Below are 11,685 nucleotides of genomic sequence, written 5' to 3' on the forward strand. Positions count from 1 at the left end.
GGAGCCCAGTGTTTCGCCCATGCCCCGCTCGAGTGTTTCGACCTCTCCGCCTGCTGGTCCAAGCACACAGCCCAGATCCTAGCCGACACGATGCGCACGGCACGCGATGGCTCGGACCCTGAGCCGATCCGCGCCCACTACCGCACCGCGCGTGACACGAACCTTCGCAACGCCATCGCTTATCTCATGGGGGCAGCATGACCGCGCTTTCACTGCAGGCCGTCCGTATCAGGGCAAACGTGTCGGACCTCCCGCTCTTCGCCTGGGCAGACAGTCGCCCGTCGATGCACCGCCGCCGCCGTGGTGCGAAACCGGCGCCGAAGCACTGCCGGGACTGTGGCTGCCAGATCAACCGCAGCAGCCGCGGACGCTGCAAGGCCTGTGCGCATATCGGGCTGAAGCGCGAATGCCCCGACGACTTCCTTGCGATGCTGCGTCGGTTCGGATCGCAGGGTGCGGCCCAGCACTACCGGGCCAGCCTCGCCACGGTGACGCGCTGGCGTCGGGAGCTGAAGCTGCAGCCTCAGGCGCGCATGAAGAAGGGCATCGGCCAGTCGCGTCCCGATCGCGGCTTCGTGCCCCGCCCCATGATCCACAACCGCGACATGACGCTGGCCGGACAGGCTGCGGATTATCTCCGGCGCTTCGGTTCGGTCTACCGCTGCGACGAGACCGGATCGCCGAAGCCCAAGGGCACGCACTGGCGGCGCAACTATGCCGTGCTGAGCGATGAGCAATTGATCGCCCGGGCTGAGAAGCTGGGCTGGAAAAGGGAGTTCATGTGATGGATCGCTCTTGCACAGACTGCGGCGCACCGATCACAAAACAGGCAAACGCATATTGCGTCCCCTGCGCAGCGAAGCACCGAGCCCGCGCCATGGATGGCGTCATGAAACCCTGCATCGATTGCGGCGAGCCTATCAGGCCCGGATCCGTGCGTTGCCATGAATGCTGGAGTGAATTCAGTCTTAGGCCCGGCGCGAAAGTAGCGCTGCCCAAGTCCGAACGTTTTTGCATCGATTGCGGGACAGCTATCGATCGGCATTCGCGAGGGAGATGCAAGCCATGCTCCGTCGCAACATTCCGGCGACCAGTGCCTTCAGATTTTGCGCAATTGCTCTCGCTCATTGGCTCGAAAGAATGCGCGCGACACTACAATGCGAGCGCCTCGACCATAACTCGCTGGCGCCACGAGATCGGGTTCGAGCCGCATGCGAAGGCCCCTGTCATCTGGGAGCAGCGGCGGGGAAAGCTGTCCGACAGCCAGGTGCGTGAAATCCGACGGCGTTGCTCCGCGTCCACCGAGACCCGCGCGAGTATCGCCAAACGGTTTGGTGTCAGCGAAGGCACGATCAGGAACGTGATTTCGGGTCGGAATTACAAGCACGTTCAAGGGATGGAGATGTGAGATGGCGCTAACCCCGAAGCAGCAGCGGTTTGTGGAGGAGTACCTAGTCGATCTCAATGCCACGCAGGCGGCGATCCGGGCAGGCTACAGCGCGAAGACGGCGAAGCAGCAGGGTGGGAGGCTGTTGACGAATGTTGACGTCTCAGCGGCGCTCACAGAGGCGCGCTCGAAGCTGTCGGAAAAAGCTTCGGTCGATGCCGCCTACGTCCTGCGCCAAGCGGTCAAATTGCACGAGCGGTGCATGCAGGAGGTGTCGCCGATCCTCGACCGCAAGGGCCAGCAAGTCACCGACGAGGCGGGCAATCCCCTGTTCGAATTCAATGCGGCCGGCGCAGCCAAGGCCCTCGAATTAGTTGGCAAGCATATCGACGTGCTGGCCTTCAAGGAGGGCGGAGCGCAAGTAAACATAAACATCGCGCCGGGCTTGGACAAATTTTACGGTGAAGAAGGAGAAGGCCAATGATCGAAGGAACTTTGCATGCCTGCCGCCGCGCTGCGGAGGGCCCGACGCTCAATCCTGTGCTGCGGCCGTTCTGGCTGGCGAAACGCAACGAGCGCGGTGAATCGATCCGCAACCGCGTCCTCTACGGCGGCCGTGCCTCGTCGAAGTCGTGGGACGCCGCCGGGTTCGCGGTCTACCTCGCCTGCAACTACAAGATCCGCGTCCTCTGCGCCCGCCAGTTCCAGAACAAGATCGAGGAATCCGTCTACTCGCTGCTGGTGCTGCAGATCGAACGGTTCGGGCTGCGCGACCAGTTCCGCATCCTTGATAACAAGATCATTCACCGGCGCACCGGTTCTGAGTTCCTGTTCTACGGGCTCTGGCGTCACATCTCCGAAATCAAGTCGCTCGAAGGCGTCGACATCTGCTGGCTTGAGGAAGCGCATGCCCTCACAGCGGAACAATGGGAAGTGCTGGAGCCGACGGTCCGCAAGGAAGGCTCGCAGTTCTGGATCATCTTTAACCCGCGCCTCAGTACCGACTTCGCCTGGCGTCGGTTCGTCGTGTCGCCACCGCGCGGGACGCTGGTGCGCCAGATCAACTACACCGAGAACCCGTTTCTATCGCGCACCATGACCGACGTGATCGACGCGGCGAAGGCCGAGGACGCTGACGAGTTCGAGCATATCTATCTCGGTGTCCCCCGTGACGATGACGACGATGCGGTCATCAAGCGGTCGTGGATCATGGCAGCGATCGACGCTCACAAGACGCTGGGCATCGAGATCAGCGGCTCCATGCGCATCGGCTTCGACGTGGCTGACAGCGGTTCGGACAAGTGCGCGACGATCCGCGCCCATGGCCCCCTCGCCTGCGATGCGGGTCAATGGAAGGCCGGGGAGCACGAGCTGCTGAAGTCGGCCACCCGCGTCTGGGATCAGGCCCGCGAGCACGGTGCCGACATCACGTTCGATAGCATTGGCGTCGGTGCGATGACCGGCGGAAAGATCAACGAGCTCAATCAGGCTGCGGGCCCGCGCGCGACGCCGGTTCGCCACACCGGGTTCAACGCTGGCGGCGCTGTCGACCGGCCCGACCAGATCTATGGCCGATCCCATCCGCCACGCTCGAACAAGGACTTCTTCGCGAACCTCAAGGCTCAGGCGTGGTGGAGCGTTGCCGACCGCTTCCGCAACACCTTCAACGCCGTGCATTCCGACATGACGTTCAGGCCCGATGAGATGATCTTCATCGACAGCAACCTGCCGCACCTCAACCAGCTGATCGACGAGCTCTGCACGCCGAAGCGCGACTTCGACAACGCCGGCAAGGTGAAGGTCGAGAGCAAGAAGGACCTTGCCAAGGCCAACCGCGTCGGCGGGCCCCAGCCCTCCCCCAACCTTGCCGATGCGTTCGTGATGGCGTTCGCGCCGGGTCGACGCGGGATGCAGATCAGTCCTGAGGCTCTTGCGGCGGCATGATGCGCGCCATCTCGGCCCAGATCGCGTCCTGCTCCTCTTCGGACACGCCCTGCTCCTCAAGCCGGGCCTTGCGCGCCTTGAGCTCTTCGGACGCGGCGGCTGCTTCGAGCAGATCCCTGAGGCTGAGTACCATGCGCCCGGCATAGCACAGGTAACATGGACCTTACAGCGTCGTAGCGAGGTCAGATGCTCGCAATCAGCTGAAGGAGAAGTCCATGACTACCATGCGTGCCAAGCTGCAGGTCGGTTCGGTGATGCCGTACCGCAATCCCGAAACTGGCGAGACTGTGACCGAGACCGTCAACTTCTTTGCCGTCTCAAAGTCGAGCTATTCGGACAGTGAGTTCGACGAGGACAACACCTTTGCAAAAATGAGCCCCAGCGCTCACCTGCAAATCTGCATCGCCAACCCGGCTTTGCATGGCCAGTTCGAGCCCGGCCAGAAGTTCTATGTCGACTTCTCGCCGGCCGCGTAAGGATCCGGACAAGCCGATTACAGCGGGGCCGCGAGATCGGCCCCGTTACTCCGGGCTTGCGGAAGACGACGCCCCTGTGAGGGCGCAACCGCACGACGGCGACCCGCTCCCTCTCGATAGGTTGTTCCGCTGATGTTTAGTCGCATCCGTGCCGCGTGGCGGGCCTTCTGGAAATCCGGCACCGCCCTGCCAGTCGCTGCGGTCAATCCCGACATCGAGAAGGCGCGCGAGATGCGCATCAGCCCGGTGGCGCTGTATGAGGCGGAACGGCACAACGCGCCGGTGTTCCTGCCGGAGCGCACCTTCCGCGTCGCTGAGCCCATGCCTGGCACGCTGCCTGCCGGGATGGCGATGGACAGCCTTCCGGGCTCCGATGCGCTGATCAGCTATGCCCTGAGCGCCGAATTCGCGCACGAAGGCATCGGCTTCCTCGGCTACCCCTACCTCGCCGAACTGAGCCAGCGCGCCGAATACCGGCATGTTGCGTCGATCTGGGCCGAGCACTGCACCCGCAAGTGGATCAAGGTCAAAGGGCCAGAGGACAAGGTCAACGCGATCAACGCCGAGCTTGACCGGCTCGAGGTGCGCGACCTGTTCCGCGAGGCGATCGAGAAGGAGTGCTTCTTCGGGCGCATCCATCTCTTCATGGATTTCGGCGACTGGGAAAACCGCAACGAGACCGACAAGCCCATCGTCCTCGACAAGGGCAAAATCGGCACCGCGAAGCCCCTCGCCCGCCTCGATCTCGTCGAGCCGATGTGGGCATACCCCGGCGCCTACTCGGCGCAGAACCCGCTCGCTCCGGACTTCTACAAGCCGTCGGCCTGGTACGTGTCCGGCCAGACCGTGCATGCCAGTCGCATGCTGACGCTGGTCGGGAGGCCGGTCCCGAACATGCTGAAACCCGCCTATGCCTTCGGGGGTATGGCGCTGTCGCAGCTCTGCAAGCCCTACGTCGACAACTGGCTTCGGACGCGTCAGTCTGTTTCGGACCTGACCCATGCGTTCTCGGTGATGGTCCTGAAGACGGACATGGACCAGGTGCTTTCGGGCGGCGTCGCCAAGAACTTGTTCGATCGCCTCGACATGTTCAGCCGGACCCGCGACAACCGCGGCATCTTCGCTGTCGACAAGGACCGCGAGGAATTCTCCAACGTTTCAGCCCCCATCGCAGGTCTCGACAAGCTGCAGGCACAGGCGCTCGAACAGATCGCGTCGGTCTCCGGAATCCCGCTGGTGATTCTGCTCGGCGTCACCCCCTCGGGCCTCAATGCCAGCTCAGACGGCGAGGTCCGCACCTTCTACGACAAGGTGCTGGCCTACAACGAGAAGGTCGTCGGGCCGAACCTCAAGACCCTGCTCAACGTCGTGCAGCTCAGTCTGTTCGACGCGATCGATCCCGAGATCAGCTTCGAGTTCGAGAGCCTCTGGGAGATGTCGGACGCCGACAAGGCCGCGATCCGCAAGTCCGATGCAGAGGCCGATTCCACGTACATCAATTCCGGCGTCGTCAGCCCCGAAGAGGCGCGCGACAGGCTCAACGACGAGGAAGGCGGGCTCTATGCCGGGCGTCTGTCTGGGCCAGCGCCTGAGCCTGAGGACGATGACGACGAGGATGAGGCTTCGCTGGCGTTCGGAGGTGCGTGATGCTCAAACCCATCCGCGCCGCCGCCCCGATCCGCGCCAAGTACGAGCAGCGGGTCTGGGGTGAACTGGCGGCGATGCACCGCGACCTGATGCGCGAGATCGAGCGCGTCTGGAAACGCCGTGAGCCGGAGACGATCGCCAAGGACGAGATACCGGCCAAGGCGCTGCAGGCGATCATCCAGAAAGCGGCACGGCGCTGGATCCGGCGCTTCGACGACCTGGCCGAAAGCCTTGCCGAGTATTTCAGCACTGCGACCCGGGCGCGCTGCGACCGCACCCTTGCCGACATGCTGCGCAAGGGCGGCTTCACCGTGAAGTTCAAGATGACGCCGGCCATGCGTGATGCCTTCGCAGCGGTACGCGCCGAGAACGTCGGCCTGATCAAGTCCATTGCCTCGCAGCACCTCGCCAAGGTCGAGATGCTGGTGATGCAATCCGTCAGCCAAGGCCGCGACCTCGGCCAGCTGACCAAGGCGCTCGAAAAGACCTACGGCCTCACCCGCAAGCGTGCCAGTTTCATCGCCCGCGATCAGAACAACAAGGCGACGGCGGTCATGCGGCGGGTTCGCGAGACCGAGATCGGCATCACCGAGGGCAAGTGGCTGCACAGTGCCGGCGGCAAGCATCCGCGAGAGCCGCACGTCCGATTCAGCGGGAAGCGCTTCAAGCTGGCCGAGGGGCACGACTTCGGCGACGGGCTCGGGCCTGTTCTGCCGGGCGTCGCCATCAACTGCCGGTGCACTTGGGTTCCCGTAGTCCCCGGCTTCGACTGACCGCCCTACCATGAGATTACATAGGAGTAACTCATGGCGTCCACGCTCGTTGACCTGACCAAGATCAACATCACCAGCACTGGAACCGGCGCTCTGACGCTCGGCTCAGCGGCCACGGGCTATCGCGGTGTCGAGGCGCTGACCAACGGGCGCAGCTACAGTTACTCGATCCAGCAGGGCGCCAACTGGGAAATCGGGCGCGGCACCTACCTCGCCGAGAGCCAGCAGATGACCCGCAGCGTCATGTTCAGCTCGCGCGGCGGCTCAGCCATCAAGCTCGCGGGCGGTGCTCAGGTGGCATTCACGGCGCTGGCGGAGGACCTCGACAACAACAACCTGTTCTATCTGGAGCAGGCGCAGCAGGCCGCAGCGCAGGCGGACGTTGCCGCAACCGCAGCCGAGGCCATCGTCGGGCCGTCCTACGCCAGCACGGCGGCGGGTATAGCTGACACGCTCAACGGCCAGAGCTTCGCGGTCGACAATGGTGACGGCACGGTCACGATCTACCGCAACAACGCGGGCTCTGCCGAGCTGCAGCGCAACCTCGCCACCGTGGCCTACTTCAACGGCACCGCTGGCGCGTCGCGTGTCGGCCTGTCGACTGGCGAGAGCACGGAAGCGGCGGTTCAGGCGATCAAGCAGGCGCCGCTGTCGATCGCCACGGTCTGCGTTCGCGGATCCACGCCTGATGTATCGGCCGCCAACAAGACAGCCGTGCAAGACCTCTTCGCCGTTGCCGCCTCGACGGGGCGCGCGATCTACATCCCCAATGGCGACTGGTACATCGACGGCGGGATCAGCTGCCTCACCGGGCTTGTGTCGATCATCTGCGACGGGCGCGTGCTGACCAACACCACGACTGCCTGGCTGACGCTCAAGACGCCGGCAACCTCGGGCGAGGTGCATGACTGGTTCATCCGTGGCGGCACCTTCATTAACACCAACGGGACGCAGGCGCAGAAGAGCAGCTCGATCATCAAGTTCCAGTCGGCGGGCGCGCTGATCCTTTACCCCGAGTTCCGGGACGTGAAGGGCTACGGCTTCTACCAGATGTTCGACGACGATGCGGGCACCTACACGACGCCGTTCGGCAACGAGAGCCGGATGAACCACGGCATCGTCGCCGGATGCGTCCCGAACTACTACGGCGCGCTCAACGCGAAGTATTTCTTCCGCCGCCGCACCGGTTCGGGCACTGGCTGGTCGTACGAAGGCTGCCGTGACAACCTAGCCGTCGGCGTCTCTCCGACCGGCACCGATCCAGTCGGCACCGAATTGCTGGGCTATCCGGCATATGTCCGCATCGAAGCGGGTGGCGTGAATGCGGTGTGCGGCGACATCACGATCAGCGGGCACTTCTCAGGCCTCCAGGTCGGTGCCGTGTCGATCGATGGTGCTTGCTCCTACCGGGCACAGATCAGCCTGACGCCGCACAGCCAGATCGATGCTCAGGCCAAGCGCGGCATCTTCTTCGACCCTCTGCCGACCACGCCCAACATCAACATGCGCTCAGCACCGCAGAACGTCGGCGGTGACATCGACATCGCGAAGGACAGCTTCCGCACCGCTGGGCACAAGTTCGAGGCGCAGGGCTACGGCGAATCCACCGGCGGCACATACCTCGAAAGCCTGCCTATCGGCGCGCAGTCGATCCCGCTGTGCTCGGTGCAGATCCAAGCGGACTATTCCTGCGTCGTCGAGCTCGAGGTCGGCGGCATCGTGCAAGGTGTCGCGCCCGGCGTGCGGCGCAAGGCCTTCACGATCAAGCACAACGGATCGACGGTCACGGCCACGGAGCAAACCGCTGTCGGCTTTTCCGACCCGGCGAGCCCGGCGTCCGGCTTCTTCAATTTCACGGCGACGGTCGTCTCGGACACGGTGACGTTCGCCGTCACGCTGACGCCCACCGCCGTCAACTCCAAGCTCACCGCGCAGTACCGGGTCACCAGCGGCCCGGTACTTGTGACCCGCCTGTGATGGAAAGGGTGCTGTCCATGCCGAAAGACCTTGCAGCCGCGATCGAACAGGTGCGCGCCCGCCACTGCCAGCGGATTGCCGTGCCGGGCAAGTGGAAGGTCTGGCGCGATGGCGACCAGGTCAAGCACGAGGTCTTCGCATGATCCTGATCGCCATGGACCGGGCGCCCAGCGTCCGCAGCCGTGACGCCAACGGCTTCCTGCACGTCGAGGTGTCGAACATCTCGAAGGCGAACGTCTGCCCCTACTACGGTCGCGAGATTCCTGGTGCCGCGGAACTCGGGCTTGATCCCGATCGCGTCTACCAGCTCTACCGCGATCCCGACGAGCTGGCGCGCGCGGCCGACACGTTCAACAACATCCCGCTGCTCGCCGAGCATGTTCCTGTGCTGCCCGAACAGCTGCCCGAAGACCTGATCATCGGCTCGACCGGCACCGATGCCAGCTTCGATGGCACCTACCTGCGCAACAGCTTGGTCGTCTGGCGCCAGGCCGAACAGGACGCGATCGAGGCTGACCGCAAACGCGAGCTTTCCTGCGGCTATCGCTACCGCGCCGACATGACCTCCGGCGTGACGCCCGAAGGTTTGCGTTACGACGGTGTAATGCGGGAGATCATGGGCAACCACGTTGCTCTGGTGATCGAAGGGCGCGCGGGGCCTGACGTTCTGGTCGGAGATGAAGTGATGAAGCTCAAGTCGCGCACCGCGCTGATGGTTTCGGGGGCCGTCCAGTCCCTCGTCCGCCCGCTGCTCGCCGCCGACGCCAAGGTCGACATTTCGTCGGCGCTGGCCGGTGTCGATAGCAAATCGATCGCCCGCAAGGGTTCCGCCGCCAGCATCGCCGACAAGGTCGCCGCGCTGGTCACCCCTCACCTCGCCACCGACGCCGCGCTCGATTCCGACGCGCTCGCCAAGGCCATCGCCGCGATCACTCCCCTCGCCCACGACGAGGACAAGATCGACGATGACGAGCAGGCCGAAGACGAGGCGGATGAGGACGAAGACGACGGCCAGGCCGAAGACGAGTCCGACGATGACGACGACAAGGACGACAAGCCGGCCATGGATGCCGCGACCGTCCGTCGCATGGTGGAACAGGCCCGCAGCGATGCACGCGCCGACGTCCTCGCCATCGAAGAGGCTCGTCGCCTCGTTCAGCCACTGATCGGCGAAGTGGTCGGCATGGATAGCGCTGTGGCGATCTATCACCTGGCGCTCGACAGCGTCGGCTACTCCAAGGCCGCGCTCAAGGGTTCGCCCGTCGCCACGCTCAAGGCGATCGTCGTGCGCGAAACCGAGCGCAAGAACGCCAAGCCCATCGCCCTCGATGCTGCAGCCGCCCAGCGCGCGAACGACAGCTTCGAAGCCTTCTACGGGAGCAAGTAACCATGGCCGGCTTTCAGACCAGCGTATCTCGCAATCTCGCGCTCGGCGTGGCTGGCGATTTCGCCACCTCGGGCCCCTACTCCACGGTCCCGGCTCTCTCGGGTGAACTGACCGCAGGCCCCTCGGGCGTCACTGTCGGCGTATTCGCCTGGGCGGACGACAACACCGGCGTCGTGACCAACGGCAAGCCCAACCTCGCCTCGACCCGCTTCGGCTTCGTCGGCCGCGAACAGCGCTCGCTCATCACCACCTTCCTCGGCGAAGCATCGCTCGCGGTGAACGCTGGCTTTGGCATCACCCTGTACGATGGCGGCGCCTACTTCATCACCGCCCCGAGCGGCGGCGGTACGATCGGCCAAAAGGTGTTCGCCAAATATGTCGACGGCACCATCGTTCTCGGCACGGCCGGTTCGCCCCCGACCACCACGGGCACGATCGGCACGACCAACGGTTCGGCCAACATCACCTACACCCCGGCCTCGCTGACCCTGAATCCGGGCATGCCGATCAGCGGCACCGGCATTCCGGCTGGCGCAACTGTCGCCACCGTGAACGCTGTCGCCGGCACGGCCACCCTGTCGGCCAACGCCACGGCGACCGGTTCGCCGACGGCCACCGTCACCACCGCCTACGAAACCCGCTTCTTCGTGAAGACGGCGGGTGTGGCGGGCGACATCCTCATCATCTCGCACATGGGGTTCTAAGCCATGCTGACTGCTCGTCTCGCTGAACACCGCGCCCGCCTTGCAGCTGGTGGCATCGAACTCCCCATGGGCATGGACTACCTGCCCAAGGAATGGCGCAACACCGGCAATGGCATGTCCCTTGCCATGGACGCCCAGCCCACGCTGGCGACCGCGCCGAATATCGGCGTGCCCGCCCTGTTCACCCAGTACATCTCGCCCGAGATCATCAGCGTCATCTTCCAGCCTACGCAGGCTGCGGAGTTCTATGGCGAAGAGAAGATGGGCGACTGGACGACCGACACCGCGTCCTTCCCGCTGACGGAAGTCACCGGCTTCGTGTCGGCCTACGGCGACTTCAACCAGAACGGCAAGTCGGGCGCGAACGCCAACTGGGTCAGCCGCCAGAGCTTCCACTTCCAGACCTTCACCCGCTGGGGTGAACGTGAACTGGCGCGCTATGGCGAGGCGCGCATCGATTGGGCGTCGCTCCAGTCGGAAGCCAGCTCGGAAACGCTCGCCCGCGCGCTCAACGCCTCGTACTTCTATGGCATCTCGGGCCTCAAGCTCTACGGCGGCCTGAATGACCCGGCCCTGCCCGCGACGATCCAGCCCGTCACCAAGGTGGCCGGCGGCTACACCTGGGCGAACGCCACGGTCCTCGAGATCTACAACGACTTCCTCAAGTGCTACCAGGCGATCCAGACCGCCATGCCGGCGCTGGTCAACATGTCGAGCCCGTTCGACGTTTCGATCCCGAACACCGTCGAGCCGTACCTCGCCAAGACCAACGACTTCGGCAAGACCGTGAAGGAAATCCTTCAGCAGTCGTTCCCGAACCTGAACTTCACCGTCGTTCCGGAAAACGCGACCGGCTCGGGCAACCTGATGCAGTTCAAGCTGCGCGAGGTGAACCGCAAGCCCGTCACCAAGGCCGCGTTCACCGAAAAGATGCGCGTCCATCCGGTGCTGACCATGGCGTCTGGCTGGGAACAGAAGAAGTCGGCGGGCACCTGGGGGACGGTCATCCGCTTCCCGTATGCCATCGTCCAGATGCTGGGGATTTGATCACATGGCTACCGTTACCGTTTGCAGCAAGCTGCCGTTCGACTTCAAGGCCGAGTTCGGCGGCACGTCGGTCGTGTTCAACGGCGCCAAGGGTGTCGACGTCACCGGCGAGCCGGTTCTGCTCGAAGGCTACGGCATGACGCCCGGCGTCGATTCCGAGTGGTTCGAGGGCTGGAAGAAGGACGCGGCCGAGTTCCCTGCCGTCGTCAACGGCGTGATCTTCGCCTCTGCCGCGAACAAGGCGCAGGACGAGGCCAAGGAACTTGCTGGCGAGGTCAAGTCGGGCCTCGAACAGAAGTCGGCCGACGAGCTTGGCGTCGAGGTTTCGGTCAAGGAAAAGTAA

13 protein-coding genes are annotated in these 11,685 nt (G+C 64.2%); 12 read left to right on the forward strand and 1 reads right to left on the reverse strand.

The annotated features are described in order from the left end of the window. Positions 1-197 precede the first annotated feature (197 nt). The 3 genes from HHL27_RS08930 (at position 198) to HHL27_RS08940 (ending at position 3,331) form a co-directional block, all read left to right on the forward strand. A complete protein-coding gene (locus tag HHL27_RS08930; RefSeq protein WP_169493053.1) occupies positions 198-785 on the forward strand; it encodes a hypothetical protein in 588 nt (195 codons plus the stop codon). 624 nt (positions 786-1,409) lie between these two features. Beyond that, positions 1,410-1,871, forward strand: coding sequence for a terminase small subunit (locus HHL27_RS08935; RefSeq protein ID WP_169493054.1), 462 nt, complete (start codon positions 1,410-1,412; stop codon positions 1,869-1,871). Continuing rightward, the gene (locus HHL27_RS08940) at positions 1,868-3,331 is read left to right on the forward strand and encodes a PBSX family phage terminase large subunit (RefSeq protein WP_169493055.1); all 1,464 of its coding nucleotides are present in this window, start codon (positions 1,868-1,870) and stop codon (positions 3,329-3,331) included. Before HHL27_RS08935 ends, HHL27_RS08940 begins: the two co-directional genes overlap by 4 nt. On the opposite strand, the gene HHL27_RS08945 is transcribed toward HHL27_RS08940, so the two are convergent. Further along, the gene (locus tag HHL27_RS08945) at positions 3,303-3,464 is read right to left on the reverse strand and encodes a hypothetical protein (RefSeq protein WP_169493056.1); all 162 of its coding nucleotides are present in this window, start codon (positions 3,462-3,464) and stop codon (positions 3,303-3,305) included. The genes HHL27_RS08940 and HHL27_RS08945 overlap by 29 nt on opposite strands. Positions 3,465-3,546: 82 nt before the next feature. Here HHL27_RS08945 and HHL27_RS08950 point away from each other — a divergent pair, with 82 nt between their 5' ends. From HHL27_RS08950 to HHL27_RS08985, 9 genes are all read left to right on the forward strand, one after another. Then, entirely contained in the window at positions 3,547-3,807 is a 261-nt protein-coding gene (locus HHL27_RS08950) for a hypothetical protein (RefSeq protein WP_206069482.1), read from the forward strand. A 132-nt stretch (positions 3,808-3,939) separates the two neighbouring features. Then, the gene (locus HHL27_RS08955) at positions 3,940-5,454 is read left to right on the forward strand and encodes a DUF1073 domain-containing protein (protein ID WP_169493057.1); all 1,515 of its coding nucleotides are present in this window, start codon (positions 3,940-3,942) and stop codon (positions 5,452-5,454) included. After that, on the forward strand, positions 5,454-6,227 hold the full coding sequence (locus HHL27_RS08960; RefSeq protein WP_206069483.1) for a phage head morphogenesis protein: 774 nt from the start codon (positions 5,454-5,456) through the stop codon (positions 6,225-6,227). The genes HHL27_RS08955 and HHL27_RS08960 overlap by 1 nt, the downstream gene beginning before the upstream one ends. A 33-nt stretch (positions 6,228-6,260) precedes the next feature. Continuing rightward, positions 6,261-8,204: a hypothetical protein gene (locus tag HHL27_RS08965; RefSeq protein ID WP_169493058.1), complete on the forward strand. Its 1,944-nt coding sequence runs from the start codon at positions 6,261-6,263 to the stop codon at positions 8,202-8,204. Between the two features lie 17 nt (positions 8,205-8,221). Next, complete coding sequence (locus HHL27_RS22700; protein WP_277350561.1) at positions 8,222-8,347, forward strand: hypothetical protein; 126 nt, start codon at positions 8,222-8,224, stop codon at positions 8,345-8,347. Further along, complete coding sequence (locus HHL27_RS08970) at positions 8,344-9,591, forward strand: DUF2213 domain-containing protein (protein WP_169493059.1); 1,248 nt, start codon at positions 8,344-8,346, stop codon at positions 9,589-9,591. Before HHL27_RS22700 ends, HHL27_RS08970 begins: the two co-directional genes overlap by 4 nt. Positions 9,592-9,593: 2 nt before the next feature. Next, complete coding sequence (locus HHL27_RS08975) at positions 9,594-10,295, forward strand: gp53 minor capsid family protein (protein ID WP_169493060.1); 702 nt, start codon at positions 9,594-9,596, stop codon at positions 10,293-10,295. Positions 10,296-10,298: 3 nt separating this feature from the next. Continuing rightward, positions 10,299-11,342 (forward strand): DUF2184 domain-containing protein, encoded by a 1,044-nt coding sequence (locus HHL27_RS08980; RefSeq protein ID WP_169493061.1) that lies wholly within the window; start codon positions 10,299-10,301, stop codon positions 11,340-11,342. Positions 11,343-11,346: 4 nt separating this feature from the next. Beyond that, positions 11,347-11,685, forward strand: a complete 339-nt coding sequence (locus HHL27_RS08985) for a hypothetical protein (protein ID WP_169493062.1) — start codon at positions 11,347-11,349, stop codon at positions 11,683-11,685.

This window comes from Novosphingobium olei (assembly GCF_012927405.1).
Lineage (GTDB): Bacteria > Pseudomonadota > Alphaproteobacteria > Sphingomonadales > Sphingomonadaceae > Novosphingobium > Novosphingobium olei.